This window comes from Pseudomonas fortuita (genome assembly GCF_026898135.2).
GTDB classification, from domain to species: domain Bacteria; phylum Pseudomonadota; class Gammaproteobacteria; order Pseudomonadales; family Pseudomonadaceae; genus Aquipseudomonas; species Aquipseudomonas fortuita.
Window position 1 is genome coordinate 2,571,317 of sequence record NZ_CP114035.2, and the last position, 26,002, is coordinate 2,597,318.

The 26,002-nt window shown below is 62.6% G+C and carries 26 protein-coding genes and 1 pseudogene; 13 read left to right on the forward strand and 14 right to left on the reverse strand.

Going from position 1 to position 26,002, the window contains the following annotated elements; genetic code table 11:
* Window positions 1–57: 57 nt before the first annotated feature.
* The gene (gene chrA / locus OZ911_RS11735) at window positions 58–1,275 is read right to left on the reverse strand and encodes a chromate efflux transporter (protein WP_016486277.1); all 1,218 of its coding nucleotides are present in this window, start codon (window positions 1,273–1,275) and stop codon (window positions 58–60) included.
* 213 nt (window positions 1,276–1,488) lie between these two features.
* Here chrA and OZ911_RS11740 point away from each other — a divergent pair, with 213 nt between their 5' ends.
* The 6 genes from OZ911_RS11740 to OZ911_RS11765 all read left to right on the forward strand — a co-directional run bounded on the left by OZ911_RS11740 (window position 1,489) and on the right by OZ911_RS11765 (window position 5,237).
* Complete coding sequence (locus tag OZ911_RS11740) at window positions 1,489–2,049, forward strand: hypothetical protein (protein ID WP_023048296.1); 561 nt, start codon at window positions 1,489–1,491, stop codon at window positions 2,047–2,049.
* Window positions 2,050–2,148: 99 nt separating this feature from the next.
* Window positions 2,149–2,676 (forward strand): chalcone isomerase family protein, encoded by a 528-nt coding sequence (locus OZ911_RS11745; RefSeq protein WP_024717790.1) that lies wholly within the window; start codon window positions 2,149–2,151, stop codon window positions 2,674–2,676.
* Window positions 2,677–2,687: 11 nt separating this feature from the next.
* On the forward strand, window positions 2,688–3,224 hold the full coding sequence (locus tag OZ911_RS11750; RefSeq protein ID WP_024717789.1) for a DUF3833 domain-containing protein: 537 nt from the start codon (window positions 2,688–2,690) through the stop codon (window positions 3,222–3,224).
* Entirely contained in the window at window positions 3,221–3,526 is a 306-nt protein-coding gene (locus OZ911_RS11755) for a DUF6482 family protein (protein ID WP_016486281.1), read from the forward strand. Before OZ911_RS11750 ends, OZ911_RS11755 begins: the two co-directional genes overlap by 4 nt.
* Before the next feature lie 8 nt (window positions 3,527–3,534).
* Entirely contained in the window at window positions 3,535–5,058 is a 1,524-nt protein-coding gene (locus tag OZ911_RS11760; RefSeq protein WP_070086337.1) for a cryptochrome/photolyase family protein, read from the forward strand.
* Entirely contained in the window at window positions 5,055–5,237 is a 183-nt protein-coding gene (locus tag OZ911_RS11765) for a DUF2256 domain-containing protein (protein WP_082421981.1), read from the forward strand. Before OZ911_RS11760 ends, OZ911_RS11765 begins: the two co-directional genes overlap by 4 nt.
* On the opposite strand, the gene OZ911_RS11770 is transcribed toward OZ911_RS11765, so the two are convergent.
* The 7 genes from OZ911_RS11770 to OZ911_RS11800 form a co-directional block, all read right to left on the reverse strand.
* On the reverse strand, window positions 5,175–5,663 hold the full coding sequence (locus OZ911_RS11770) for a DUF2878 domain-containing protein (RefSeq protein WP_070086336.1): 489 nt from the start codon (window positions 5,661–5,663) through the stop codon (window positions 5,175–5,177). The genes OZ911_RS11765 and OZ911_RS11770 overlap by 63 nt on opposite strands.
* Entirely contained in the window at window positions 5,663–6,925 is a 1,263-nt protein-coding gene (locus OZ911_RS11775) for an SAM-dependent methyltransferase (protein WP_070086335.1), read from the reverse strand. Before OZ911_RS11775 ends, OZ911_RS11770 begins: the two co-directional genes overlap by 1 nt.
* Complete coding sequence (locus OZ911_RS11780; RefSeq protein ID WP_016486284.1) at window positions 6,900–7,709, reverse strand: DUF1365 domain-containing protein; 810 nt, start codon at window positions 7,707–7,709, stop codon at window positions 6,900–6,902. Before OZ911_RS11780 ends, OZ911_RS11775 begins: the two co-directional genes overlap by 26 nt.
* A complete protein-coding gene (locus OZ911_RS11785; protein ID WP_023048298.1) occupies window positions 7,706–8,953 on the reverse strand; it encodes an NAD(P)/FAD-dependent oxidoreductase in 1,248 nt (415 codons plus the stop codon). The genes OZ911_RS11780 and OZ911_RS11785 overlap by 4 nt, the downstream gene beginning before the upstream one ends.
* Window positions 8,954–8,959: 6 nt before the next feature.
* On the reverse strand, window positions 8,960–9,712 hold the full coding sequence (locus OZ911_RS11790; protein ID WP_016486286.1) for an SDR family NAD(P)-dependent oxidoreductase: 753 nt from the start codon (window positions 9,710–9,712) through the stop codon (window positions 8,960–8,962).
* A complete protein-coding gene (locus tag OZ911_RS11795; RefSeq protein WP_016486287.1) occupies window positions 9,709–10,131 on the reverse strand; it encodes a nuclear transport factor 2 family protein in 423 nt (140 codons plus the stop codon). The genes OZ911_RS11790 and OZ911_RS11795 overlap by 4 nt, the downstream gene beginning before the upstream one ends.
* A 102-nt stretch (window positions 10,132–10,233) precedes the next feature.
* Window positions 10,234–10,680 (reverse strand): PAS domain S-box protein, encoded by a 447-nt coding sequence (locus tag OZ911_RS11800; protein ID WP_016486288.1) that lies wholly within the window; start codon window positions 10,678–10,680, stop codon window positions 10,234–10,236.
* A 154-nt stretch (window positions 10,681–10,834) separates the two neighbouring features.
* Here OZ911_RS11800 and OZ911_RS11805 point away from each other — a divergent pair, with 154 nt between their 5' ends.
* Window positions 10,835–11,722 (forward strand): MerR family transcriptional regulator, encoded by an 888-nt coding sequence (locus OZ911_RS11805; RefSeq protein WP_016486289.1) that lies wholly within the window; start codon window positions 10,835–10,837, stop codon window positions 11,720–11,722.
* A gap of 70 nt (window positions 11,723–11,792) precedes the next feature.
* Here OZ911_RS11805 and OZ911_RS11810 read toward each other — a convergent pair whose 3' ends face one another.
* The 5 genes and pseudogenes from OZ911_RS11810 to OZ911_RS11830 form a co-directional block, all read right to left on the reverse strand.
* Window positions 11,793–13,634, reverse strand: coding sequence for a potassium transporter Kup (locus tag OZ911_RS11810; RefSeq protein ID WP_049870375.1), 1,842 nt, complete (start codon window positions 13,632–13,634; stop codon window positions 11,793–11,795).
* A gap of 227 nt (window positions 13,635–13,861) precedes the next feature.
* Window positions 13,862–14,353: a DUF1543 domain-containing protein gene (locus tag OZ911_RS11815; protein WP_016486291.1), complete on the reverse strand. Its 492-nt coding sequence runs from the start codon at window positions 14,351–14,353 to the stop codon at window positions 13,862–13,864.
* An 89-nt stretch (window positions 14,354–14,442) separates the two neighbouring features.
* Window positions 14,443–14,764: pseudogene (locus OZ911_RS11820) on the reverse strand (type II toxin-antitoxin system YhaV family toxin); the annotation flags it as partial.
* Complete coding sequence (locus tag OZ911_RS11825) at window positions 14,764–15,081, reverse strand: type II toxin-antitoxin system PrlF family antitoxin (protein ID WP_023048301.1); 318 nt, start codon at window positions 15,079–15,081, stop codon at window positions 14,764–14,766. The gene OZ911_RS11825 and the pseudogene OZ911_RS11820, both read right to left, overlap by 1 nt.
* 184 nt (window positions 15,082–15,265) lie before the next feature.
* Window positions 15,266–16,609 carry an MFS transporter gene (locus tag OZ911_RS11830; RefSeq protein WP_231995328.1) on the reverse strand — a complete coding sequence of 448 codons (1,344 nt, stop codon included), beginning with the start codon at window positions 16,607–16,609 and terminating at the stop codon, window positions 15,266–15,268.
* Between the two features lie 239 nt (window positions 16,610–16,848).
* On the opposite strand from OZ911_RS11830, the gene OZ911_RS11835 reads away from it, so the two are divergent.
* The 4 genes from OZ911_RS11835 to OZ911_RS11850 all read left to right on the forward strand — a co-directional run bounded on the left by OZ911_RS11835 (window position 16,849) and on the right by OZ911_RS11850 (window position 20,824).
* Window positions 16,849–17,616, forward strand: coding sequence for a 2-dehydro-3,6-dideoxy-6-sulfogluconate aldolase (locus OZ911_RS11835; protein ID WP_033731983.1), 768 nt, complete (start codon window positions 16,849–16,851; stop codon window positions 17,614–17,616).
* Window positions 17,617–17,722: 106 nt separating this feature from the next.
* Window positions 17,723–19,120 carry an MFS transporter gene (locus tag OZ911_RS11840; RefSeq protein ID WP_023048303.1) on the forward strand — a complete coding sequence of 466 codons (1,398 nt, stop codon included), beginning with the start codon at window positions 17,723–17,725 and terminating at the stop codon, window positions 19,118–19,120.
* The gene (locus tag OZ911_RS11845; protein ID WP_070086334.1) at window positions 19,113–20,072 is read left to right on the forward strand and encodes a 2-hydroxyacid dehydrogenase; all 960 of its coding nucleotides are present in this window, start codon (window positions 19,113–19,115) and stop codon (window positions 20,070–20,072) included. Before OZ911_RS11840 ends, OZ911_RS11845 begins: the two co-directional genes overlap by 8 nt.
* A complete protein-coding gene (locus tag OZ911_RS11850) occupies window positions 20,072–20,824 on the forward strand; it encodes a TSUP family transporter (RefSeq protein WP_023048304.1) in 753 nt (250 codons plus the stop codon). Before OZ911_RS11845 ends, OZ911_RS11850 begins: the two co-directional genes overlap by 1 nt.
* A gap of 27 nt (window positions 20,825–20,851) precedes the next feature.
* Here OZ911_RS11850 and OZ911_RS11855 read toward each other — a convergent pair whose 3' ends face one another.
* Entirely contained in the window at window positions 20,852–21,913 is a 1,062-nt protein-coding gene (locus OZ911_RS11855) for a LacI family DNA-binding transcriptional regulator (protein WP_016486299.1), read from the reverse strand.
* Window positions 21,914–22,141: 228 nt separating this feature from the next.
* Between OZ911_RS11855 and OZ911_RS11860 the strand changes: the two genes are divergently transcribed.
* Both OZ911_RS11860 and OZ911_RS11865 read left to right on the forward strand, forming a co-directional pair.
* A complete protein-coding gene (locus tag OZ911_RS11860; protein ID WP_031312052.1) occupies window positions 22,142–23,896 on the forward strand; it encodes a solute:sodium symporter family transporter in 1,755 nt (584 codons plus the stop codon).
* A complete protein-coding gene (locus tag OZ911_RS11865; protein WP_070086333.1) occupies window positions 23,893–25,932 on the forward strand; it encodes an alpha-glucosidase in 2,040 nt (679 codons plus the stop codon). Before OZ911_RS11860 ends, OZ911_RS11865 begins: the two co-directional genes overlap by 4 nt.
* The last annotated feature ends 70 nt before the right edge of the window (window positions 25,933–26,002 follow it).

Below are 26,002 nucleotides of genomic sequence, written 5' to 3' on the forward strand. Positions count from 1 at the left end.
GCTGGTTTCAAGGCTGAAGGCGAATGAGCCCTCAGCCTGGTTGTTTTCGTTGCGCGGCTATAAGGTGCCGCTCAGCAGCCAACCGAACACGCCGCAGCCCAGGACAACCAACCCTGCAGGCCACTTCCAGAACATCAGGGCCATCAAGGCGATCAGCGCCCATGCCAAGTCTGCTGGCTTGGCGATGGCGCTCGTCCACACCGGTTGGTACAAGGCAGCCAGCAGAAGCCCGACCACGCCGGCGTTTACACCGGCAAGCGCTGACTGGCTGCGGGCGCTGCGCCGCAGTGTTTCCCAGAAGGGAACGACACCGATCACCAACAGGAAGGAGGGGGTAAAAATGGCGAGAATGGCAACCGTCGCGCCCACCCAGCCGGAGGGCTGCACGCTCATGGCTGCACCCAGGAAGGCTGCAAACGTGAAGAGTGGGCCCGGTATGGCCTGCGCCAGGCCATAACCTGCGAGAAAGGTGTCATTTGTGACCCAGCCGTTGGCCACTGTGGCCGACTCAAGCAACGGCAGCACCACATGCCCGCCGCCGAATACCAGCGAGCCTGCGCTATAAAACGCGTTGACCATTGCCAGTGCTTGCGAGGGCCAGATGCGAGTCAATAGCGGCAAGCCTACCAACAAGGCAAAGAACAGGACCAGCGCAGCCAGCCCGGCCCTTCGGCTGACTGAAAACGGCAGCTCTTCCCCTGCCGGGGAGCCCGGAGGCTTGAGCAGGATCAAGCCTGTGATGGCCGAGCCTGAGATCACGGCTATCTGCCCGATCGCGTTGGGCCACAGCAACGCGGTACAGGCAGCGAACAGGGCGATGGTTACCCGCGCAACATCGGTGCAAAGGCTACGTGCCATGCCCCACACCGCCTGGGCCACCACGGCGACTGCGACGATTTTCAGGCCGTGCAACAGGCCACTTGGGGCGCCACCTCCCCATGCCCCCAGGCCCTGAGCACACAGCGTCAGCAGGAGGGCCGATGGCAATGTGAACCCTGCCCACGCAGCGACAGCGCCTGCGAAACCCGCCCGTGACAGGCCCAGCGCGATGCCGACCTGGCTGCTGGCGGGACCGGGAAGCAGTTGGCACACCGCGACCAGCTCGGCATAACTGCGCTCGCTGAGCCATTGGCGGCGCGCTACAAATGCTTCACGAAAGTAACCCAGGTGCGCAATGGGGCCACCGAAAGACGTCAGCCCCAGGCGCAAGAACAGCAGAAACACTGACCAGGCAGAGTCGCTGGGCTTCACGCCGCAGTGGGTGCGTTCTGACAAGGCAGGCTCCTTGGGTGAGTGACGCTGCAGGTTTTGGTGAGGAACAGCCAGCCTCGAGGCTTGTTTTGGGGAGTAGACCCGCGCCGCCCGCGCGGCGCTCGGTTTCACAGGCACTGAAAATCCTGCGACACGCCCCCAGAACCGGTATTCATTTGTGCAAAGTTTGCTGTTCGCCGCCTACGCTGTCCAGAGTCTTGGTCCGCAGGAGGCACCATGAGCAATTTCCCTATCGTTGCTACCGTCCTGTCTATGGTCTTGGGCCTTTCTGTCACACGCCTGCTTCTGGGGGCGCTGACCGTCTTCCGAATCCGGCGCAACGCTGCTCCAGACTGGGTGGCTCTGGTCTGGGCGGTCATGCTCTTCACCACCCAGATGGATTTCTGGTGGGCGGTCAATTCGCTGCCGCAAGTCAGGGCCACCTTCTCGTTCCAGGAGTTTTTGCTCTTGGTGTTGCTGGCACTTGCGCTGTTCGTTTCCTCGGCGCTGATCTTGCCCAGCCGCAACGAGGACGAGCGCGAAGGGCTTCGCGTGTACTTCGAGCAGGATGGCCGCTTCGCGCTGTTATTTCTGTCGGGCTATTACCTGCTTGGGTTCATCGTCAACATTCTGTTGTTCGGCGTTTCGCCCATGGCGCTGTGGGGCGCCGTTGACGTGGTCATGATCATGATGCCGCTGTGTGTGTTTGCAGCCAGCTCGCGCAAGGCCTATGCGCTGCTGACCGTGGCATTCGTGCCTCTCAATATTGCGGACCTGGTGATATCACTGGTGACGTGACCGAGGTCTGGCGCTGCGCATTAAAATCTATGCAGCTGGAACACAATATCTGTACAAGATGCTATTGTTGTACAGTATTTATGCGTGCTCGAGGTCAGTATGGCGCACCGCGCTCGTTGGGCTTGCCTTTGTCTGCTACTGGCTACCTTTTCAGCGGTGGCGGGCTGGAGGGCGGAGCTGCCTGGGGCGCAACGGCTTGGGAGTGGTGAGTTCACCTGGTTTGGTCTGCGTCTGTATACAGCCCAATTATGGACTTCAGGGCCAGTTCATGACTGGAACCAGCCCTTCGCCCTTGAGCTCCTCTACCACCGTTCGTTGTCCAGGGACACCTTGGTACAGGCCAGCCTCGAGGAAATGCGCCGCCTCAACGGTGGCAGCATAACGCCGCAACAACGTACGGCCTGGACCCGTGGGATTGAAGAGGCATTTGTGGACGTGCGCCCCGGCATGCGCATTACCGGCTTGTACCTGCCGGGGCAGGGCTGCCGCTTTTACGTCGACGATAAATTCAGCCGTGAAATCGCCGACCCGGTCTTTGCCAGGGCGTTTTTTGCCATCTGGCTCGACCCCGGAGCCCGGGATACACAACTGCGCCAGCGCCTGCTTGGGCAGGCTGGCAACGACTGAGGGACATGAACATGTACAAAGTGCTGTTGCTGGTTTCCTGCCTGCTTCTGGGCAGCTGTGGCAATGTTGGTGTCGAGCACTATGCCCAGGAGCAACCGAAACTGGACCTGGCTGCATTCTTCTCGCGACCAGTGCAGGCCTGGGGCATGTTCCAGAAGCGTTCCGGGGAAGTGGTCAAGCGCTTCCACGTGCGTATCGACAGCCGCCGCGAAGGTGAGCGGCTGATCCTCGACGAACATTTTCTCTACAGCGATGGCACTCGCCAGCAGCGTACCTGGACACTGGTGCCAGACGGCCCTGGCCGCTGGCGCGGTACCGCAGGGGACGTGATCGGCGAGGCGCGCGGCGAAGTGGCGGGTAACGCGCTGCGCTGGCGGTACCAGCTGGACTTGCCAGTTGACGGGCGGCATTGGCAGGTAGACCTGGACGACTGGATGTACCTCATGGATGACGACACCCTGATCAACCGTTCAAGCATGAGCAAGCTGGGCGTTGAAATCGGCCAGATCACCCTGTTCTTCCGCCGCCTGCCAGAGGGCACACCATGAACCTGATCGCGCTTACCCAGCTGGTTTCGACCGGCGAAGCAAAGGAACTTGAACTGCTGTCGCTGGAAGGTGGCTTCTACCTCCTGCGCGCCTTGACCGACGCCGGCCCCGTGACATTGAGCGATGCCCATGGGCAGCCCGTTCGCGTGCGCTCCACTACCGAGCTGCGGCAGCTGTTGGCCGACCTGCCACCCGTGCCTTGCATGTTGGTACAGCAGGTGGTGCATGATGAGATGTGCGGGCAACGTGACGGCCCCATTGCGCCGCTGCGCGTACCGGTAACGCTCACCAGCCAGTGGTAGCCTGAACGATGCGCCTGGGCCTTGTGCTGGGTGACCAGCTGTCGTTCGACCTGGCCAGCCTGGCTGCCCTTGATCCCGCCCGCGATGCTGTTCTGATGGCGGAAGTGGAGGGTGAGGCCCGCTACGTGCCGCATCATCCGCTCAAGATCGTGCTCATCTTCAGCGCCATGCGGCACTTTGCCCAGGCCCTGCGTGAACGGGGTTGGCAGGTGCAGTATGTCGAGCTCGATGCTGACGGCAACAGCGGCAGCATCGTGGGCGAATTGCAGCGCTGGCAACAGGCACTGGGCGCCACGCACGTTCACCTGACCGAGTGCGGGGAGTGGCGCCTGGAGCAGGCTTTGCGTGATGCCGCATTGCCCCTCGTGTGGCATCGCGACACGCGTTTTCTGTGCTCCCGCGAAGCCTTTGCGCGCTGGGCCCATGAGCGTCGTCAGCTGCGTATGGAGCACTTCTACCGTGGCATGCGCAAGCGAACCGGCCTGCTGATGGAGGCCGACGGCCCTGCAGGTGGGGCCTGGAATTTTGACGGTGACAACCGCAAGCCATTACCTCGCCAGTTGCGTGGGCCGTTCGCTGCGCATTTTGCGCAGGACGGGATCACGGCAGCGGTGGTCGCCCTGGTACGTCGGCGCTTCAGCGACCACTACGGGGACATCGACGGCTTTGACTACCCCGTGACCCATGCCGAGGCACAGCAGCTGTGGCAGCACTTTCTGGATTTTGGCCTGGCGGCTTTCGGCGACTACCAGGATGCAATGGCCGAGGGCGAGCCGTACCTGTTCCATGCGCGCATCAGTGCGGCGCTCAACATTGGGCTTCTGGATGTGCGATGTCTGTGTGAGGAGGTCGACAAGGCCTGGCGCGAGGGGCGGGTGCCGCTTAATGCAGCTGAAGGCTTCATTCGCCAGTTGATCGGCTGGCGCGAGTATGTGCACGGTATCTACTGGCTGCGCATGCCGGAGTATGCCGGGCTCAATCACCTGGGCAACGACCGAGCGTTACCTGAATTCTATTGGACCGGGCGCACCCGCATGCGCTGCATGGAGCAAGCCATCGGGCAGACCCTGCGGTTGGGCTACGCGCACCATATCCAGCGGCTGATGGTGACCGGCAACTTCGCCTTGCTGGCCGGTATCTTACCCACCGCGATTTGCGAGTGGTACCTGGCGGTTTACATGGATGCCTTCGACTGGGTCGAGCTGCCCAACACGCTTGGCATGGTGATGCACGCCGACGGCGGCTACCTGGGGTCCAAGCCGTACTGCGCCAGTGGTCGTTACATTCAGCGCATGTCCGATCATTGCAAGGCTTGCAGTTACAAGGTCGATCATGTCAGTGAGAACGATGCCTGCCCGTTCAATGCCCTGTACTGGCATTTTCTCATCCGCCATCGTCCGCTGCTGTCGACGAACCCGCGTTTGACCCTGGTCTATCGCAGCCTTGATGGTATGACGGCTAGCCGGCGCGACGCCGTGTGGCAGCGTGGCCAGGCGCTGTTGGCGCGGCTCGATGCGCAGCAGCCGCTATGAAAAAGAGCCTTTTGCCCAGCAAGGTCTGCGTGGTGTGTGGTCGGCCGTTCAACTGGCGCAAGCGCTGGGCTCGCTGTTGGGAGCAGGTGCGCTATTGCTCCGAGCGATGCCGCAGGTCAGCGCCGCGCCGCGAGGCGCGCGAGCAGGGGCAGGGCCAAGGCCCAGATCGGCATCAGTAGCAGGCCGGTTTGCAGCGCGCCAAATGGCAGGGCGACATCCGCAAATCTTGCACCGCCTACATAGGCCAGTGGGCCACCCAATGCGCCCAGCAGCGCACCGAGCTGCCAGCGCCTGCCGGCCCATGCCAGGCTGTGGCGCATGCCGCTGGCCAGCACCAGCCACAGCAGCGCCAGCCACAGTGGCAGCGGCCAGGCGTCGAAACCGAACACGCCCAGCGCCCCCAGCGCGCTGTCGAGTACACACCCGGCCAAGGAGACGCGCAACAGCGCCTTGACCTCGGCGTTGACGTCCGGGCAGAGGCGCAGGTGCACCACCACACCTGCAATCACCAGCAGCAATAGCCACGGGCGTTCGGCGCCCAGCACGCAGATCCACCAGCCAGCCTGTAACCAGACGGCATTGGCGACCAGCCAGCGCCCGGGCATCAGGCACCGTCAGGCAAGGGGGCGCGCCGAGCCAGTGGCGCTGCCCACAGCAGGTGCGCAACGCCGATAGTGCGCTCCTCGAAACCGCCCTGGCAGTAACACAGGTAGAACTCCCACAGGCGCTGGAACATGTCGTCGTAGCCCAGGTCCATCAGTGCTGTGCGCGCCTGGCGCAGGTTTTCACGCCAGTGCTGCAGGGTGAGGGCATAGTCCTGGCCGAAATCCTCCATGTGCACCAGGTTGAGTGCGGTGTGGCGGCTGGCGGTGTCCAGCAACACGCTGAGCGAAGGCAGGGCGCCACCTGGGAAAATATAGCGTTGGATGAAGTCGACCGAGCGCCGTGCCTGGGCGTAGCGCTGGTCGCGGATGGTGATCGCCTGCAGCAGCATCAGGCCGTCGGGCTTGAGGAGCGAGGCACACTGGCGGAAATACACAGGCAGGTAACGATGGCCGACTGCCTCGATCATTTCGATCGAAACCAGTTTGTCGAAGGTGCCTTGCAGGTCGCGGTAGTCTTCGCGCAGCACCTTCACGCGCGCGTTCAGCCCCAGGGCCTGAACGCGCGCCAGGGTATGGCTGTACTGTGCCTCGGAGATTGTTGTGGTAGTGACCCTGCAGCCGTAACGGGTGGCCGCGTGGATTGCCAGGCTGCCCCAGCCGCTGCCGATTTCCAGCAGGTGATCGTCGGGGTGCAGTTCAAGCTTCTGGCAGATGCGCTCCAGCTTGTGCAACTGGGCTTGCTCCAGTGTTTGCCCAGCATGTTGGAATTGGGCCGCCGAATACATCATGGTGGGGTCCAGCAGCCGCTCGAACAGGGCATTGCCCAAATCGTAATGGGCGAGGATATTGCGCCGGGCACCGCGTTTGTTGTTGCGGTTGAGCCGGTGCAGAAGCCGCAGGGCAGGGCGGCCGAAACGGGCCAGGCCACCCTCGAGCGCGTCGAGCACCTCAAGGTTGGCGACAAACAGGCGGGTCACCAGCGCCAGGTCGGGGCTTCGCCAATAGCCGTGGATGTAGGCCTCGCCAGCACCGATCGAACCATTGCCGGCGATCAGGCTCCAGGAGGCGTCATCGAGGATCTCCACCTCGGCCTGCAACGGGCTGTCGACATCACCGAAACTCCACTGCTGCCCGTGGCTGAGCAGGCGCAGGTGGCCGTGGCGCAGCTTGCCCAGCTGGGCGAGCACGGCGCTTCGTGCCAGCCCGCCGAGCAAGGGGGCAAGGCCTGCGAACTTGCTAACGCTCAGTGTGGGATTTGACATCTTCAGGATCCTCGCAAGGTTGGCCGAGCGCCAGGTCATTCTGGCGGGTGGTGTGGTCATGCACGGGGGTGCGTTTGAGTAACAGGCGTAGCGCTTGCCAGTAGATGGCCGAGACAGTGCGCAGGCTCATCCATGGGAAGGTCATGACATACCGGCGTAGCGCGGTTCCATCCAGTGGCTGACGGTGCAGGGCGAGGTCGGCCTCGAACACCTTGCGGCCGTCTTGCCAGTTCTGCATGTGGATGCGTACATGGTCCGCGCTCAGGAAAAAGCGCAGGTGATAGTCCATGTCCAACGGCATGAACGGTGAAACATGGAAGGCCTTGGCCACGGTGAACCGCTTGGCAAGGTCTTCTTGCACCGGCAGGACGTAATGAAAACGCTCACGCCACGGGGTGTTGCGCACCTCCATCAGGATTGCCGTCAGGCAGCCGTCGCGGTCGTGGCAGAAATAGAAGCTCACCGGGTTGAACGACAGCCCCCAGCAACGCAGTTGCGTGAGCAGCCGTACCGGGCCTTCGGGCATATGCCCAGTGGCCTGACACACCAGCAAGCGTGCGGCCTGTGCCAGGGTTTCACCGTGGCGGGTCTGGGCTGGCAGGTAGTCGGTCTCGCGCCAGCACAGCGGCGCGAGGCGCCAGCGCCCAAGCCAGCGTGACAGGCCCATCAACCAGGCTTGTTCGTCCAGGTCCAGGTAGAACATGCCAATCCGGTAGCGGAAAGCATGCAGCCGCGGCGTCAGCCGACGGTGGCTGATCCAGCCCAGGCAAAGGCTGCTGTTCACAATTGCTCTCCGAAATGCGCAGCCACTTTCAGCGCGCTGACCACCCCGTCCTCATGAAAGCCGTTGCCCCAATAGGCACCACAGAAGTAACTGTGCTGCTGGCCCTGTAGTTGTGCCTGGCATGCCTGTGCGGCGGATGCGGCAATGCTGTACTGCGGATGGGCATACTGGAAGCGCGCGATCACCTGCGCCGGGTCTATCAATGCGGTCTGGTTGAGGCTTACGCAGAAGGTGGTCGGTGCCTGGATACCTTGCAGGATGTTCATGTTGTAGGTCAGCGCGGCGGGCGCTTGCTCTGGGCCGCCCAGGCGGTAGTTCCAGCTGGCCCAGGCGCTCTTGCGGCGTGGCAGCAGGCGGGTATCGGTGTGCAGCACCACATCGTTGCTGGCGTAGCCGATGGCGCCGAGTACCGCACGCTCCTGCATGGTTGGGGTTTCCAACAGGGCCAGAGCCTGGTCGCTGTGGCAGGCGAACACCACATTGTCGAAGCGTTCGCTGCCGGCCGCGCTCACCAGCGTCACGCCTCCCTCATCGCGGCTGACCCGGGATACCTTGCAGCTGAGCCGTATGCGTTCAGCAAACGGTCGGCACAGCGGCGCGACATAGCTGCGTGAACCGCCTTCAATTACCCGCCACTGTGGACGTTGGTTGACCGACAGCAAGCCGTGGTTGCGACAGAAGCGCACGAAGAACTCAAGCGGGAAGTACAGCATGTCTGCCCGCGACATCGACCAGATCGCCGACCCCATCGGCACGATGTAGTGGTCGATGAAGCGTTGCCCGTAGCGCTGTGTCTGAAGGTAGGCGCCCAGGGTGGTGTCTGCATCGATGCGCTGGTTGTCCAGGTCGGCCAGCGCCTGGCGGTTGAAGCGCAGAATATCCCGTATCATGCCCCAGAAACCTGGGGAAACCAGGTTACGGCGTTGGGCAAACAGTGTGTTCAGATCGTGACCGTTGTATTCCAGCCCAGTGATCGGATCGTGCACGGAAAAACTCATTTCGGTCGGCTGTGAGGTGACCTTGAGCCGGTCAAGCAAGCGTATGAAGTTGGGGTAGGTCCAGTCGTTGAACACGATGAAGCCGGTATCTATTGCATGGCGCTGGCCCTTCCAGACCACATCGAGGGTATGCGTGTGCCCTCCGATCCATTGCTCGGCTTCGAAAACCGTTACTTCGTGCTTGCGTGACAGCAGATGGGCGCAGGTCAGCCCCGCGATGCCACTGCCGATGATTGCGATACGCATGGATCATCATTCCTGTTCATGACGGGCGAGGCGTTGGCCGAGTGCCAAGCGCAGGCGCGCGGGTAACGCCCCTGCCAGGCGCAATACCAGGGTGAAAAGACCGGGGAAGTTGATTTCCAGAGGCTGCCGGGGCAGGCGCGTGGCGATATGCCGCGCGGCGCGCTGTGCAGTCCACAGCTGCGGCATGGGGAAATCGTTGCGACGTGTCAGTGGCGTGTCGACGAAGCCAGGGCTGACCAAGGTGACCGCGATCCCCTCGCGAGCCAGGTCGATTCGCTGTGACTCCACCAGGTAGCGCACCGCAGCCTTGGACGCACCGTAGGCGCCGGCGCGGGGCAGGGCCAGCCAGGTCACCGAACTGCCCATTACCACCAGGTGGGGGCGCTGGCCGGTGCGAAGCAAGGGCACGGCCGCCGCCAGGCAGTAGCTGACACCCAGCAGGTTTGTGCGCATTACACGCTCAACCAACGCAGGATCGAAGTGGCCCGGCTCCAGGTATTCGCACGTACCGGCATTGAGAATGGCCATGTCCAGCCCACCCCAGGCTTGCTCGATCCGCTCGGCGATCGCGGCGACCTGCTCCGGGTTGTCAAGATCGCCGATGGCCAGTAATACCTGCCCCGGAAACTGTTCGGCCAGAGGGGCAAGGCGATCGGCATGACGCCCGCCCAAGGCAACCTGGTGGCCTTGCTCCAGAAGGATGTGGGCGAGTGCGGCACCGATACCGCTGCTTGCGCCGGTCAACCAGCAGCGGCTCATGCCAGCCTGCCTTTGAGCCAGCGGATTGCACCACCCATGAGGGGGAGGTGTTCGTAAAGCAGGGCACCGGCGTCGAAATAGTCCTGGTGAAAATGCACGCGGTCGCGCCAATGCAGGCAGCTACACCCCTGCAACGTGATCGGTTGACCCCTGGCCAGGCGTGGGTGGCAAAACTGCAGTGTCCAGCGCAGGTAGCCCTGCCCGGGCCTTACCTCGTCGGCGCTGGTGATGGCATAGCGGATATCCCTGGCGTTGGCATACAACTGCTCGAAATAGGCGCGCAGGGCCTGCAGCCCCTGTATGTGATGCAGTGGGTCACGAAAGGTGACATCTTCGCTGTACAGTTCTTCCAGTGTGTCGAGGTTAGCCCCATCGAGGCTGGCGAAGCGCTCGGCGAATTGCTGTAGGTATGCTGACATGCTGGGCTCCAGGCAATCCTGTACAAAATGGGTTTGTTGTACAGGTATAGCTGAAACTCAAGCATTAATCTATACAGCTAGAAAATCTTGTACAGGTTTTTGTCAGCCCTCGGTCTGGCCCAGTTGCCCGCGTAGTTCAGCCACTTCAGCCTCCAGCTCGCGTACCTTTTCTTCGGCGAATATCTGCGCTGTGACGTCACGCTGAATGCCGATGTAGTACGTCAGCTGGTCCGCTTCGTTGTACACGGGCGTGATGGACAACTCATTCCAGAACAGGCTCCCGTCCTTGCGGTAGTTGCGCAGCACCTGGCAGCAGGGGCGGCCTTCACGGATCGCCTCGCGGATGTTTGCCAGTCCTTCCTGGTCATGGTCCTCGCCCTGAAGAAAACGGCAGTCCTGATAGAGGATATCGTCGGCGCGATAGCCCGTGAGGCGCTCGAAAGCGGGGTTGACGTAAATCAGGATGCTTTCAGTGCCTTCCTGCTCGGCGACGACGATGCCATCGTTGGAATGCTCGACCATCAGTTGCAGGAGTTTCGCGGTGATCATAGGGCCCACCTACTGGCGTTTCATATGCGATATGCGCAGCGTAGCTTCTGTGCAGAAGGTATCGGCGCTGTTTGTTGCATGATGAACCAAGGCGGCTCGCCGCAGAAGGTGCATATGGGTTTAGAATGGCCTACCACTCGGATATCCCCTCGTTATGACAGACGCTACCCCACCCGATTTGCTACCTATGCGCGATGTTGTCAGCTTGACCGGCATCAATCCGGTGACCCTGCGTGCCTGGGAGCGGCGCCACGGGTTGATACGCCCGCAGCGTACCGAGGGTGGCCATCGCCTGTACACGGCGCGGGATGTTCAGCGCATACGCGACATCTTGCGCTGGACGGCAAACGGCCTGTCCGTCAGCAAGGTCGGTGATCTGCTCGCCGCCCAGCCTGAGGCGTCTGTGCAGCAGCATTCGGCCTTTGACGATTGGCGCGCGGCCGTTGCGCGTGCAACCAAGGCATTCGATCGGCCGGCACTGGAGGGGATCCATGGTCAGTTGTTCACACTCCTGCCCAAGGCCACCGTGCTGCGTGAAGTGCTGATGCCAGTGTGGCATGACCTGGCTTCAGGTACAGCGCCCGGCCAGCGTAGCCAATGGTTGTTTCTCGACACGTTCTTGCGCGCCCGCTTGTTGCTGCGTCTGCAAATGAACCAGGTCGACGCGCCGCAGGTCTTGCTGGCCGGTAACGAGGGGCAAGCTGAACTCAGTGTGTTGTGCGCCGGGCTCCTGTTGAGCAGCGAGCTACAGCGCATCGACGTGCTCGGTTGCGGGCAGCCACTTGAAGAGCTCCCCATCGTGTGTGCGGCCATGCAGCCTGCGGCACTGGTGATAAAAGTCCAGGCGCCGGTGAACCCCGCCTTGGCCAAGCGCTTGCGCTCGTTGCAGATGGAAATCGCATGCCCGCTGGCCTTGATAGGCGAGGGCCTGGCCGATTCGCAACCCGTCCTGGGCGGAATCCCGCTATGCCTGCTGGACGAGGGAGGCGCTGACGCCGCGCGCATGCTGAACGCCTTGCATCGCGGTGCCCTTGACGTTTGAGCCAGGGGGTTGCCCCGTTGCCTTCGCTTTGTCGTAGGGCACGTATGGCGTCATGGCTGAGGCAGGCATCTCACATCTCGACCTGAGTGCCAAGCTCGATCACTCGGTTAAGCGGCAGCTGGAAGTACTTGAGATTGCTGTTGGCATTCTTGAGCAGGAATGCGAACAGGTGCTCTCGCCAGCGCGCCATGCCCATCTGCTTGCCTGCGATGACGGTCTCACGGCTCAGGAAATAAGTCGTTTGCATAGGGCCGAACTGGAGTTCAGCTTGCTGGCATCGGCTCAACGCCAACGGCACGTTGGGCTCCTCCATGAAGCCGAAGTGCAGGTTCATGCGGAAGAATCCCCCACCAAATGCCTCGACCTCACAGCGCTGGCCAGCGCTGACCCGTGGCTCATCCTCAAAGACCACGGTCAACAAGACCACCTGCTCATGCAGCACCTGGTTGTGCAGCAGGTTATGCAGCAGCGCGTGGGGGACAGCTTCGGGCCGGGCAGAAAGGAAAACTGCCGTACCGCTCACCCGGTGCGGCGGCTGAGCCTGCAGGCTGGCGATGAACAGATCCAGAGGCAGTGAACTCTCGTCCAGCCGCTCGACGATCATCCGGCGCCCCCGCTTCCAGGTGGTCATCAATATGAAAAGTGCCACGCCCGCGATCACCGGGAATGCACCGCCCTGGAGGATCTTCGGGGCGTTGGCGGCAAAATACAGGCTGTCCACCAGCAGGAACATGAGCAATGCAGGAATCGCCAGCCAGCGTGGCGTCTTCCACAGCAGCAGGACCACCGCCGAGGCCAGCAAGGTGGTAATCAGCATGGTGCCGGTTACCGCAACGCCGTAGGCCGCCGCCAGCGCGCCGGATGACTCGAAGCCGATTACCAGCAGCACTACGCCGACCATCAGCGCCCAGTTCACCATGCCGATGTAAATCTGCCCTTGCTCCTCGCTGGACGTGTGCTGAATGAACATACGCGGCACATAGCCCAGCTGAATGGCCTGGCGCGTCAGGGAGAACGCGCCGGAAATGACCGCCTGGGAGGCGATGATGGTAGCCAGGGTGGCCAGCCCTACCATGGGCAGCAGTGCCCACTCAGGTGCCAGCAGGTAGAACGGGTTGCGGACGGCTTGCGGATTGCCAAGGATAAGCGCGCCTTGGCCGAAGTAGTTGAGCACCAGCCCGGGCAGTACCAGCATGAACCAGGCGCGTGCGATGGGTTTGCGGCCAAAGTGCCCCATGTCTGCATACAACGCCTCAGCACCCGTGAGCGCCAGTACCACCGCGCCAAGGATGGCGACGCCCATACCTGGATGAAGCAAGAAAAACTTCACCGCCCAAATCGGGTTCAGCGCTTGCAGCACCTCGGGCCGCTGCACGATGCCATAGATGCCCAACGCACCGAGAACCACAAACCAAAGCACCATGACCGGCCCGAACAGGATACCTATCCGTGCGGTACCGTGCTTCTGGATCAGGAACAGCGCCACCAGCACCACCACTGACAGCGGCACGACCCAGTGCTCGATGCCGTCAAAGGCGAGCTGTAACCCCTCTACAGCCGACAACACCGAGATTGCCGGCGTGATCATGCTGTCGCCATAGAACAGCGCGGCGCCGAACAGACCGAGCAGCACCAGTATCTGGCCAAGCCGCTTGTAGGGCGCCGCAGCACGGTGCGCCAGCGCGGTCAGGGCCATGATGCCCCCCTCACCCTGGTTGTCGGCCCGCAGGATGAACAGCACGTACTTGAGTGAAACCACCCAGATCAGCGACCAGAACACCAGCGACAGCACGCCAAGCACCCCGGCGGTGTTGGCCTGTACGCCGTAATGGCCTGCGAATACTTCTTTGAGGGTGTACAGCGGACTGGTGCCGATGTCGCCGTAGACCACACCGACGGCGGCGACGAGCATGCCGATGCCGGTAGTTTTGCTGGGATGGGGGTGGTTTGCTGCGATGGCGGTCTGGGTCACGAACTGTTTCTCTGCACGGTCGAATAGATGCGCATGCCATCCCTGAGCATCGCGCGATCAGTATCCATTCAGGTAAACCGTCTGGTCGTAAAAAAGGCGTAAAAAAATGATCCTCTCAGTTCAGTGCCGCTCCACGAGCTGGCAGCCGTTAGCGCGGTGTGCGAACCTCAGAGCAGGATATAGTCGCTGTATTGACGCGACCCGCCATGTTCACCTTCGATCAAGTGCACATAGCGCCCGCCCACCAGGTCGACTGGCAGGCAATCGTCAACTTCCAGTACTGCATCGGTATGCGGCTTGCGCCAGCCTGCCTGCATGCGTTGCTTGCCCAGTTGCTTGGCCTGGGCCTTGTCCCTCGCCACTATCAGCAGGTAGCGGTGCGCCTCGCCAAATACCTGCGGCTCGTAGCCGCCCAGGTTGATGAAGAACAGCCGCGGGTCATCCGGGCCTGGGGCCAGCTGGCTGAACGTGACACGGTAGTGATCGATACCGTCAACTTCCAGCCACGAGTCGATGTGCAGGCCTGCACGGCTGCCGAACCAGCCTTCGCGCAATTGCGGGTACGCTTGCTGCAGGGAATCTGCCTGCGCGAACAGCACATCGTGTACCTCGATACTGGCCCGTGGGTGGCGGCCACCGAGCATGACTACATACAGCATGAGCAATTCCTTGAGGGGGCAGAAGACGCGTTATTCTGCGGGTTGTACAGGGTTTCCCATTTGCGCCACACCCGGGCCTTGGTTGTACCTAAGGTATTTTCGTCGTTGACCCATGCATAGACGATGACCTTGGACCTTGAGTCGTAGCGAAAGAACAGCCGAAAGCGCCTGCCGATTTTTGCGCGGCGCCAATGTCTGTAGGCGGTGCCCAGCGTGTTGCCTTGGCGGAACTCATCACGGCCCGGGTCGGCAGGCACAGCCTCCATGATCAGATGGCTCAATGCCCGCGTTGGCGTTGCTCTCAAAACCTTGCAGGTCGTTCTGCTCGGCCCGGGCGGCGGCATCTTGCAATTTGCGTAGCTGTAGAGTCACACCTTCATGGAACAACAGTGTCCAGTCATGTCGCAGCATCAGATCGCGACCTCACCATCGATATCTTCATCGAGGTTTACGCAGTGATTTGCGTTGGCGAGCATGGTTTGCGCCAAGCCTTTCGGCAAAGTGGTGAGGTTGCGGCCTCCTCGGATATCAGCCTCCAGCAAACCCAGGAACGCTCCGATGGCAGGGTCTTCGTGGGTGGTTTCTACGCGGCTGACCACGATTTCACCCCCACGTACGTCGAATGCAATCTTGCCACCAGCGTCAATGCTCAAAAGCTGGCGAACGGATTTGGGCAGTGTGACCTGCCCCTTTGAGCTCAACGTGGCGATTTCGTGGATGGCAGGCATGAGCGTTCTCCCGGATATACAGATTGAACGGTAAGGAATAATCCTTACATGGTCAGTCTTGGTTTTATGCTGATCAGGCACAAGTAGGGTTAAGGCTCAGAAATTTAACAGAATGAGTTTCACCGCTTCCCGGGCCGCGACGGCCCAGATGATCGATGCATTTTCGCTGACAGGCATGGGGTGTTCAGTGTCCAGCAGGCTTGGGCTTAGGCGTAGACGAGGGCGACGGCGAAGCGCCTGGGAGGGTTTCCGGAAGCGCTACCAGCACCAGTATGAAGGCGGCCCCGGCAATGGCCGCCAGGGTCAGGAATGCCGTATCGTAGCCAGCGTTCTGGACTACCAGCCCGGCAATCCCAGGGCTCAACGCAGCACCCACCCCGAATACCGTCGTCAGCGCGCCTAGGCTGACATTGAATCGTCCGGTACCTTCGGTCAAGTCCTTGACCACGATCGGGAACAACGCACCGAAAATGCCCGCGCCGATGCCGTCGAGCAGTTGCACACCCACCAGCCAGAACGGGTTGTCGGAAACCATGTAAAGCACACCTCGCAGCGGCAGGATGAGAAAGCCGGCCAGCAGGAACGGCTTGCGTCCCCAATGCTCGGCCTTGGCCCCTACCAGCAACGCCATCGGCACCATCACCAACTGCGCCGCGACGATGCAGGCAGAGGTGAGCGGCGTGGCGAGGCGCAGATCAATCTGCGACAGCTTCTGGCTTACCAGCGGTAGCATCGCCGCGTTGGCCAGATGGAACAGCGCGCAACACACGGCGAATACCAGCAGGGTGCGGTTGTGCAGCAGCAGCTTCAACCCGGCAGGGTGGTCATCACCTCCGGGGCCGTGGTCGAGGCCACGTGCCAACTGGTGGTCGATGGCTGCGGCGTCTAACTGGGCCACGGCCACGATGCTGGCCACGGTCATGAAGGCCATCAGGTAGAACACCACCACCGGGCCGAACAGGTAGGCCAACCCTCCTGCCAGCAAGGCCGAGCAGGCATTGCCGGCGTGGTTGAACGTTTCGTTGCGGCCCACTCGGCGTGTGAATGCCTTGGGGCCGCTGATGCCCAGCGAGATGGCGGCGATTGCCGGCGCGAATACCGAACCCGCCAGGGCACCGACCGCCTGCGTAATGGCCACTGCAGCGAATGACGATAGCCACGGCAGTAGCAGGCAACTACCGGTCACCAGCAGGGCGGCGGCGACCACCACTGCGCGCTTGGCCTTGGTGCTGTCGATCAGCGCTCCGGCTGGCGTTTGCGCCAGCAATGCCGTGATGCCCGCCAGGCTCATCACCAGGCCGATTTCGGCCGGTTGCCAATGGTGCACGGCAAGCAGGTAGATGGCCAGGTAAGGGCCGAGCCCGTCGCGCACGTCGGCCAAGAAGAAGTTCAGCCAGTCCAGAGCGCGCCGTTGTGAGGGGAGGGGCTTTGTGTTCAAGCACGATACCTCGGACAAGCCAAATGCGTGATTGGCAATGGCAAGCCCCGCTATCAGGCAAAGCCGATGCTCACCGTTATCTGTGAACATTGACTGTGAAGGCGAGTGACAGGTTCCGGCTGGCTCGTACTGACCTCTGGCCCTCCAAATTTCGGGCGTCTGACACGGGTTCAGAGGAGCCAAGCGGATAAAATCGTAGCGCTGCGATTAATAATCCAGTAGGCTCTCTGGAAAAATCGTAGCGCTACGATTTTGCTTCGTAGCGCTGGTTGATCAACCCTCAGGAGGTCGCCATGTCCACTGCTGTCACGCCCCCCACCTTCACCCCTCTGCTGAAACGCCAATCTGCACCGCTCGGTACGTGGCTCATGTCTGCATCGCCCAGCACGGCAGAAGCGCTGGGTTACGCAGGCTTCGACTGGCTGCTCGTGGACATGGAGCACGTACCGATCGAGTTCCGCGACCTCTGGCACATCCTGCAGGCCATCCAATACACCGGTGCGCAGCCGATCGTGCGAGTGGCCGCCAATGATCCGGTGCTGCTCAAGCGCGCACTGGACCTGGGGTCGACCAATGTGATGGTGCCGTTCGTGGAGAATGCCGAGCAGGCCAGAGCAGCAGTCAGCGCGGTCAAGTATCCACCGATGGGTACCCGCGGCTTCGCAGCCGTGCACCGCGCCAGCCGCTACGGCACCTGGAAGGGCTATGGCCAGCAGGCCAATGATTCGGTGTGCTGCATCCTGCAGATCGAGACCGCCACCGCGTTGGCCAACCTCGAGGAAATCGCAGCCGTGCCGGGTGTCGATGCGCTGTTCCTCGGCCCAGGTGACCTGTCCAGTGTCTGTGGCCATATCGGCAACCCGGCGCACCCTGATATCCAGGCCATGATCAGCGATGCGATCGTGCGCTGCAAAGCCATCGGCATGCCCATCGGCATCGTCGGCGGCACGCCGGAGCTGGTCGGCAGCTACCTGGAGCAGGGCTACGCCTTCGCCGCCGTGGCCTCGGATATGGCGATGATGATGAGCAAGGCCAATGAACTGCTGGTCGCCCTGAAAGGCCGCCAGGCGCCCGAAGCGGTAGCGACAGCCTACTGACCGCTACCGTTGCACCCAGCGTAGGCTACCTCCGTGTTGCGGTAGCCGATTGAGCATCCCTACAAGAACAACAAACCGGCGCCATCGCGCGCCGGAAGGACTCTCGATGAATCAGGCACCCATTTCCGGCCACGTCGCGGCCAGCACCGCGGCAACAGCGACGCCTTCACGCACGCGCTACTGGATCATTCTCATCCTGTTCCTCGTGTCGACGCTGAACTACGGCGACCGCGGCATCCTGTCGATCACCGGCTCCGCCATCCAGGGGGAGTTCGCGCTCAGCCCGGTGCAGATCGGCTGGATATTCTCGGCGTTCGCCTGGGCCTATGTGCTGGGCCAGTTACCCGGTGGCTGGCTGCTGGACCGCTACGGTTCCAAGCGCACCTATGCCGTCAGCATTTTCTGCTGGTCGCTGCTGACGTTGGTCCAGGCGTTCAACGGCGGCTCGAACGTCAGCCTGGTGGTGACGGCATTCTTTGCCCTGCGCTTTCTGGTGGGCCTGGCCGAAGCGCCTGCGGCACCGGGCAACAGCCGGATGGTCGCCTCATGGTTCCCGGCCAGTGAGCGGGGCACGGCTTCGTCGATCTTCAACTCCGGCCAGTATTTCGCGATCGTGCTGTTCGCGCCGATCAGCGGCTGGCTGATCCACGCCTATGGCTGGCGTTCGGTGTACCTGATGATGGGCGTGCTGGGGTTCATCATGGCCTGGGTCTGGGTACGCAAGGTGCATTCGCCCCTGGAACACCCGCGTATCAATCAGGCCGAGCTGGACTACCTGCGTGAAGGCGGTGCGGTGGTCGACATGGATGCCCACCTCGGCAAGCAGCGCAAAGCCGACGGCGCACTGAAACTGCCTGCGATCCTCAAGGGGTTGCTGACCAGCCGGATGATGGTGGGGATCTACATCGGCCACTACTGCTTCTCCACCATTACCTATTTCTTCACCACCTGGTTCCCGATCTACCTGGTGCAGGAGCGCGGCATGTCGATCCTGCAGGCCGGCTTCCTGGCCTCGATCCCGGCGATCTGCGGTTTCGTCGGCAACCTGCTTGGCGGCCTCTGTTCCGACGGCATCATGCGCAAGACCGGCTCATTGAGCCTGGCGCGCAAGGTGCCGATCATCGTCGGGCTGCTGGCCTCCACCAGCATGATCATCTGCAACTACGTGTCCTTGCCCTGGATGGTCATTGCGATCATGGCGTTCGCCTTCTTCGGCAAAGGCTTCGCCTCACTGGGCTGGGCGGTCATGGCCGACGCCGCGCCACGGCAGGCCGGAGGGGTGACGGCCGGGCTGTTCAACACCTTCGGCAACATCGGTGGCATCACCACCCCCATCATCATTGGCTTCATCGTGCAGGCCACCGGTTCGTTCAACATGGCACTGGTGTTCGTTGCGGCCAATGCGCTGCTGGCGATGTTCAGTTACCTGGTGGTGGTCGGCCCGCTGCGTCGCCTTGAACTGACCGCAGCTATACCTGGCAAGAGAGAGAATCGTGATGTCTGATGCAAGACCGTGGGTGCTGACCGTTGGCCCACTGCTGCCTGCCTTGCAGTCACAGCTTGAGCAGCACTATCGGCTACTAGATCTGTGGCGCTGCGATTCGCCTGCCGCGCTGCTGGCCGAGCAGGGCGAACACGTGCAGGCGGTGGTGACCACGGGAGTGCACGGTGCCAGCGCGAACCTGATCGAGCAGTTACCGGCCTTGCGCGCCATCGTCTGCTTCGGTGTGGGTACCGACGCCGTCGACCTGAAAGCAGCCAGCGCCCGGGGTATCCAGGTCAGTAACACACCGGATGTGCTCAACGATTGCGTGGCCGACGCCGCCATGGCCCTGCTGCTGGCCGTCGCCCGGCAAGTGGTGGTGGCTGACCGCTTCGTCAGAGCCGGGCGCTGGGGTGCAGAGCGCTTTGGTCTGACCACCGCGCTGGGCGGCAAAAGGTGCGGCATCCTTGGCATGGGGCCGATCGGCCAGGCCATTGCCCGGCGTGCCAGCGCCTTTGGCATGCAGGTGAGCTATTCGAGCCGTAGGCCAAAGCCGCAGCTGACATACGCCTACCACGAGTCGTTGCTGGCACTGGCCGAGCGCAGTGATTTCCTGGTGCTGGCTGTGCCCGGTGGCACTGCCACCGACGGGCTGGTCAACCAGCAGGTGCTGGAGGCACTGGGCGCCAATGGGATGCTGGTCAACGTGGCGCGGGGCTCGGTCGTGGATCAGCCTGCCCTGATCGAGGCGCTGAGCAACGGCCGGATTGCCGGGGCGGCACTGGACGTGTTTGCGGATGAGCCGCACGTGCCTGCCGCCTTGCGTGAACTGGATACGGTTGTGCTGTCGCCGCATGTGGCCAGTGGCACCCAGGAAACACGTCAGGCCATGGCCGACAGGGTGCTTGCCAACCTGGCAGCGCTGTTTGCCACCGGCCGGGTGCTGCACCCGGTGCGTGAGGGCGCGCAGTGATGGAGCTGTGGCAGCATTTTGGTTTCATGTTGTGTGTCGTCGTCGCCACCTTTGCCCAGAACGCCACCGGCTTTGCTTTCGGCCTGTTGTTGCTGGGGCTGACGGGCATGTTAGGCCTGGCGCCCATGGAAACCGTGGCGAACGTGAGCTCGATTCTGACACTGGCCAACGCGCTGGTCATGGTGCGCAAGTGGCCGGAGCTGCCGCGCCGCCTCGTACTGCTGGTGCTGACCTGCAGCCTGGTGGGCGTCGTGGGAGGCGTGCAGTTGCTGTCATTGCTGGGTACGCATGAGCGAGACCTGCTGGAGATCATCCTCGGCATCACCATCATCGTCTGCAGCTTCATGCTGGTGCTGCAGTCCCAAGGTCGCCAGCAGATGTCGGGGCGGGTTGGTTTCGCCTTTTATGCCAGTGTTTCCGGGGTGATGGGCGGGCTGTTTTCCAGCGCCGGGCCGCCGTTGGTCTACCAGCTCTATCGCCAGCCACTGGCCGTGCAGGTCATCCGCGACACGCTGATCGTGGTGTTCGCGGTCAATGCCTTGATGCGCCTGAGCGTGGTGGTGGCGACACACCGGTTCGAGCTGCAGGCGGGCTACCTCGCGCTGGAGGCATTGCCGATCGTGTTCCTGCTGACCTGGTGGATGCGCCGCCACCCGTTGGCCATTTCACCGCGGGTGCTGCGCCTGGCGGTGTTCGGCCTGTTGCTGCTGGCAGGCGCGAGCCTGATCGGCAAGGTGCTGGTGGCCGCTTAGCCAGGCTGGTGGTACTGCGTGCGCCTGTTACTGGCGCACACTGCTCTCGCGCACGACCAACTCGAAGCCCAGGTCAACGACCTGGGGTTGATCGGGGAGGGTGCCCGCTTCAATCCAGGTCAACAGCTGGCTGGCCACGGTCCGCCCGATCTCGGCAGGGTAGGGGCGTACGGTGGTCAGGCGCGGCGCGCTGAGCTTGCTCAGTGGCAGGTCGCCAAAGCCGGCGATCGCCAGTTGTTCCGGCACGGCAATGCCGCGGCGCTGGGCTTCGAACAGTGCCGCGATGGCCAGCACATCGTTCGAGCAGCACAGCCCTTGTGGCCCGTCGCCGTGGCGGGCGATTTCATCGAACACTTCGCTGAGCTCGGCCTGCGAGGTGTTCTGTTCCAGCGCGATCACTTGCGCGGTCTGCCCCTTGTCGGCCAGCCACGCAGTGAACCCTTCGGCACGCTGACGGGCGCGGTGGTCGAGGTGCATGCGCGTGCCGACATAGACGAAACGCTCCAACCCCTGGGCATACAAGTGCTCGGCCAGGGCCGCGCCGACGGCCTCGTGGTAGAAGCCGACTTGCAGGTGGAACGGGTCGTTGCCCAGCTCCCACATCTGTGCCACCGGAATGCCGGTGGCTTCGAGCAGCGGGCGGGCGGCAGTGTGGTCACTGCCGGTGACGACCAGGGCCGACGGCGACCAGGACAAGTGGGCGCGCAGCAGTTCCAGCTCACGTTCCGGGTCGTAGTCGCTGTTGCCGATCAGCAGCTGGTAGCCACGGCTCTCGAACACTTCCTGCATGGCGCTGAGGGTTTCCGAGAAGAACGCGTTGACCATCGAGGGCACGATCACGGCGACTGTCCGGCTGTGGTTGCCTGCCAGTGCGCCGGCCAGACGGTTGATGGTGTAGCCGGTGTCGGCGATGGCCTGGCGGATTCGCTCTGCACGTTTGCTGGAGACCGCTTCGGGATCACGCAGAAACAGCGAAACCGTGCTGGGGGACACCTTGGCCTGTTCAGCAACCACACCCATGGTCACCCGGCTGGCTCGGGGGCGGCGTGCTTCGCCGATGCTGATTTCGCTGTCTGATCTGTCGCTCATCGCCACCTCATTTTTCGAAGGCAAAAGCATGCGAGCGCGGCGATGCCAAGTCAATCGCAAAAGCGCCTCGTTGACCCACAGGTGTTCGTTTTCGAAAATCAGTGTGTCATTTCGAATAAAATCGTAGCGCTACGATTTTGCCTGCGATAAGCTCATCGGGTAATTTTGCAGCGCTGCGATTTTGCCGTTGCAACGCTGCCCAACCCGCGTTGGAGAACAAATATAAAAATGAGCACTTCCCTTTTTACCTTCCTGAGCATGCTGTTTTTCACTGTGCTGGTTGCAGTGATCTCCTATCGGTTCACCCGCCAGGCCAAGGACGTCGGCGCCCATGGTTACTTCATGGCGAGCGGCGGCCTCAATGGCTGGTTCATTGCCGGCTCGATGATGCTGACCAACCTGTCGATCGACCAACTGGTCGGCCTCAATGGTGACTCTTACGCCCACAACCTAAGTTCCATGGCTTGGGAAGCGACTGCTGCCGTTTCGACGATCGCCCTGGCCCTGTTCTTCCTGCCACGCTACCTGCGCGGCGGCTTTTCGACGCTGCCGGAGTTCATCGAGAAGCGTTACGACCGCACCACGCGCCGGGTGGTCAGCGCGCTGATGGTTGCCACCTACACCTTGGTGCTCAACCCGGCCTCGCTGTACCTGGGGGCGATCACCTTCAACCAGATCTTCGACCTGCAGGGCATTCTCGGCTGGTCCTACCCGGCCACCATCAGCCTGCTGATCGTCGCTACCGGGGTGATCGGCGCCGCCTATGCGGTGCTGGGCGGGCTGCGGGCGGTGGCGGTGTCAGACACCATCAACGGCATCGGCTTGCTGGTGGTGGTGATACTGATTCCGATCATCGGCCTGTGGACGCTGGGGCAGGGTGACGTGTTGTCCGGTGCTCAGACCCTGTTGCACGACAACCCACAGAAGCTCAACGCCATTGGCGGCAGTGAAGACAAGGTGCCGTTCGGCGCGGTGTTCACCGGGATGATCTTCGCCAACCTGTTCTACTGGTGCACCAACCAGGCCATCGTGCAGAAGAGCATGGCCGCCCGAAACCTGGCCGAGGGCCAGAAGGGCGTGCTGCTGTCGGGTTGCCTGAAGCTGCTGGTGCCGCTGGCCATGCTGATGCCTGGGGTGATCGCCTGGCACCTGTTCCGCGACCAGCCACTGGCCAACTCGGACCTGGCCTATCCGGCACTGGTCGCGGCGCTGATGCCCTGGTGGATGAAAGGGTTCTTCGTGGCGGTGATCTTCGGCACCGTGATGAGCCATTTCAACGCGATCATCAATGGCACGGCCACGCTGCTGACCTATGACTTCTACAAGTCGATCCGGCCCATGGCCTCGGACGAGGCGCTGGTGCGCTTCGGCAAACGCGTCAGTGTGATTGCGGCACTGGTGTCGCTGGTGGTGGCACCGATGCTGATGTACACCCCGGAAGGCATCTATGCGGTACTGCGCCGCTTCACCGGCTTCTTCAACATGCCGATCATTGCCATCATGCTGTTCGGTTTCTTCAGCGCCCGTGGCGGTGCGACACCGGCGAAACTGGTGCTTGGCCTGCATGCGGTGTGCTACGCGGTGCTGGTGCTGGGGCTGAAGATCGACACACGCCTGGGCATCAGCTTCATCCATGTCATGGGCATCATGTTCGCCATCGAGATGGCCTTGCTGGTGCTGCTGCGCAAGCACTTCGACCGCGCTACCCCGTATGTCTCGCCGACCCCTGCGCGCACCGTGGACCTTACCCCATGGCGACATGCCGGCAGTTTCAGTGTGGTGCTGTTCGCAGCCCTGGTTTCCATCTACCTGACCTTCTCACCGCTGGGGGTCGCCCGTGTCGGCGGACCTTCCGGCCTCTACCTGCCGCTGCTGGCGCTGACCTGGCTGCTGGCCTTTGCCGGCGCTGCCCTGTGCCGCCGCCGTTTTCGACACCTGACTGTCACCCATGCCCTGCCTGACTATGAGACCAACCCACGATGAATAGCGTATCCATCCCCCAGAACGTGAACCTGCACCAGGCAGGTGAGCAGATCCGCCTGGAAGTGGACGGGCGCCTGCTGTGGTGCCACAGCCCGCTGCAGCCGGCGGTGTTTGCCGGCTACGGCGAGGCCGATATTGAAATGCAGCGCGGCAATTTCCGCATCCGTGACTACGTGCAGGAGCGGGTTGCCCTGCGCCACGCCCGGCTCGATGCGCAGGCGGGTCTGATCGAGCTGCGCGCCTGGGCCGAGGGGCCGCTGCTGCTGACCCTGCGCCTGGACTGCCAGGGCGAGCGCGTGCGCCTGCTCATGCAGGCGCCGCAGCCAGGTTGCAACCGCCTGTGGCTGCGTCTGCCGGCCGAAGCGGATGAGCAGGTCTGGGGCTGCGGCGAGCAGATGTCCTATCTGAACCTGCGCGGACGCAACTTCCCGCTGTGGACTTCCGAGCCGGGCGTAGGCCGGGACAAATCGACCTGGCTGACCTTGCAGGCCGACAACGAAGCCAATGCCGGTGGTGACTACTACCACACCAATTACCCGCAACCGACATTCATGTCCTCGCGCCGCTATTGCGCGCACCTGGTCACCTGCGCCTATGCCGATTTCGACTTCCGCCAGGGCGATTTCCACGAGCTGCAGGTGTGGGCGATACCGGAGGCGCTGGAATTCTTCGTCGGCGACAGCTACATCGATCTGGTCGGTGCGTTGAGCCGCTATTTCGGCCGCCAGCCACGGCTGCCGGAGTGGGTGCTCGACGGGGCGATCCTCGGCCTGAAGAACGGCCGAGAGCATGCGGAGCAGCACCTGAAGACCGCGCTCGAAGAGGGTGCGAAAGTCAGCGCACTGTGGTGCGAAGACTGGGAAGGGTTGCGCATCACCTCGTTCGGCAAGCGCTTGTTCTGGGACTGGCAGTGGAACGCCGAGCGCTACCCGGACCACCAGGCCTGGGTCGGCAGCCTGCATGAGCGCGGATTGCGTTTCCTCGGCTACGTGAACCCTTACCTGTGCAATGACGGTCCACTGTTTGCCGAAGCCCAGGCAGCTGGCTACCTGGCCACCACTGCCGAGGGCGCTACCTACCTGGTCGACTTCGGCGAGTTCCTCTGTGGGGTGGTCGATTTCACCCTGCCGGCGGCGGCGCAGTGGTTCGAAACCCGGATCATCGGTCAGGAAATGCTCGACAAGGGGCTGTCAGGCTGGATGGCGGACTTTGGCGAGTACCTGCCGATCGATGTCAAGCTGGCCGGCGGTGCCGACCCCATGCTCGAACACAATGCCTGGCCGGTGCGCTGGGCCGAGGTCAATGCCCGCGCCATTGCCGCGGCTGGGCGCACGGGGGATGCGCTGTTCTTCATGCGCGCCGGGTACAGCGGCGTGCAGGCGCACTGCCCGTTGCTCTGGGCGGGTGACCAGTCGGTCGATTTCAGCCGCCACGATGGCCTGCAGACAGTGATCTGTGGCGCATTGTCTTCAGGCCTGCTGGGCAATGCCTATCACCACAGTGATATCGGTGGCTACACCAGCCTTTATGGCAACTGCCGTACCGCCGAGCTGTTCCAGCGCTGGGCGGAAATGGCGGCGTTCACCCCGGTGATGCGCACGCACGAAGGCAACCGCCCGGACCAGAACCTGCAGTTCTGGCAAGACCCGGCCACCCTGGCGCACTTTGCCCGCATGACTCGGCTGTTCGCCGGCATGAAACCCTATGTCGAAAGCCTGATGGATGAAGCCCAGGCCAGCGGCCTGCCATTGCAGCGGCCACTGTTCCTGCATCACGAACAGGACACCGGCTGCTATGGCGTCCAGGACCAGTACCTGTATGGGCGCGATCTGTTGGTGGCCCCCGTGCATGCCGAGGGTAAAACGCACTGGAGCGTCTACCTGCCGGCTGGCGAGACCTGGCAGCACTGGTGGAGCAGCGAGCGCTTCGAGGGCGGCCAGCGTGTCGAGGTGGCGGCGCCACTGGGGCAACCGCCGGTGTTCAGCCGGGTGGGCAGCCGCTGGCAAGCCTTGTTCGAGAGCCTGACCGTGCTCTGATCCGGCACGGCTACCTGGATTTGTCCCAATGCGCGCCTGCCTTGGCAGGCGCGTCGGCCCACTGCGGCCA

Bases quoted from the DNA above. Each gene is read 5' to 3' on its own strand.
- OZ911_RS11850 (WP_023048304.1), top strand. From the start codon at position 20,072: ATGGAGCTGTGGCAGCATTTTGGTTTCATGTTGTGTGTCGTCGTCGCC.
- OZ911_RS11855 (WP_016486299.1), bottom strand. From the start codon at position 21,913: ATGAGCGACAGATCAGACAGCGAAATCAGCATCGGCGAAGCACGCCGC.
- OZ911_RS11800 (WP_016486288.1), bottom strand. From the start codon at position 10,680: ATGATCACCGCGAAACTCCTGCAACTGATGGTCGAGCATTCCAACGAT.
- OZ911_RS11810 (WP_049870375.1), bottom strand. From the start codon at position 13,634: ATGCTCGTCGCCGCCGTCGGTGTGGTCTACGGCGACATCGGCACCAGT.
- OZ911_RS11840 (WP_023048303.1), top strand. From the start codon at position 17,723: ATGAATCAGGCACCCATTTCCGGCCACGTCGCGGCCAGCACCGCGGCA.
- OZ911_RS11740 (WP_023048296.1), top strand. From the start codon at position 1,489: ATGAGCAATTTCCCTATCGTTGCTACCGTCCTGTCTATGGTCTTGGGC.
- OZ911_RS11830 (WP_231995328.1), bottom strand. From the start codon at position 16,609: ATGTTCACAGATAACGGTGAGCATCGGCTTTGCCTGATAGCGGGGCTT.
- OZ911_RS11815 (WP_016486291.1), bottom strand. From the start codon at position 14,353: ATGCTGTATGTAGTCATGCTCGGTGGCCGCCACCCACGGGCCAGTATC.
- OZ911_RS11785 (WP_023048298.1), bottom strand. From the start codon at position 8,953: ATGCGTATCGCAATCATCGGCAGTGGCATCGCGGGGCTGACCTGCGCC.
- OZ911_RS11775 (WP_070086335.1), bottom strand. From the start codon at position 6,925: ATGTCAAATCCCACACTGAGCGTTAGCAAGTTCGCAGGCCTTGCCCCC.
- OZ911_RS11745 (WP_024717790.1), top strand. From the start codon at position 2,149: ATGGCGCACCGCGCTCGTTGGGCTTGCCTTTGTCTGCTACTGGCTACC.
- OZ911_RS11770 (WP_070086336.1), bottom strand. From the start codon at position 5,663: ATGCCCGGGCGCTGGCTGGTCGCCAATGCCGTCTGGTTACAGGCTGGC.
- OZ911_RS11790 (WP_016486286.1), bottom strand. From the start codon at position 9,712: ATGAGCCGCTGCTGGTTGACCGGCGCAAGCAGCGGTATCGGTGCCGCA.
- OZ911_RS11805 (WP_016486289.1), top strand. From the start codon at position 10,835: ATGACAGACGCTACCCCACCCGATTTGCTACCTATGCGCGATGTTGTC.
- OZ911_RS11755 (WP_016486281.1), top strand. From the start codon at position 3,221: ATGAACCTGATCGCGCTTACCCAGCTGGTTTCGACCGGCGAAGCAAAG.
- OZ911_RS11860 (WP_031312052.1), top strand. From the start codon at position 22,142: ATGAGCACTTCCCTTTTTACCTTCCTGAGCATGCTGTTTTTCACTGTG.
- OZ911_RS11765 (WP_082421981.1), top strand. From the start codon at position 5,055: ATGAAAAAGAGCCTTTTGCCCAGCAAGGTCTGCGTGGTGTGTGGTCGG.
- OZ911_RS11760 (WP_070086337.1), top strand. From the start codon at position 3,535: ATGCGCCTGGGCCTTGTGCTGGGTGACCAGCTGTCGTTCGACCTGGCC.
- OZ911_RS11750 (WP_024717789.1), top strand. From the start codon at position 2,688: ATGTACAAAGTGCTGTTGCTGGTTTCCTGCCTGCTTCTGGGCAGCTGT.
- OZ911_RS11865 (WP_070086333.1), top strand. From the start codon at position 23,893: ATGAATAGCGTATCCATCCCCCAGAACGTGAACCTGCACCAGGCAGGT.
- OZ911_RS11825 (WP_023048301.1), bottom strand. From the start codon at position 15,081: ATGCCTGCCATCCACGAAATCGCCACGTTGAGCTCAAAGGGGCAGGTC.
- OZ911_RS11845 (WP_070086334.1), top strand. From the start codon at position 19,113: ATGTCTGATGCAAGACCGTGGGTGCTGACCGTTGGCCCACTGCTGCCT.
- OZ911_RS11795 (WP_016486287.1), bottom strand. From the start codon at position 10,131: ATGTCAGCATACCTACAGCAATTCGCCGAGCGCTTCGCCAGCCTCGAT.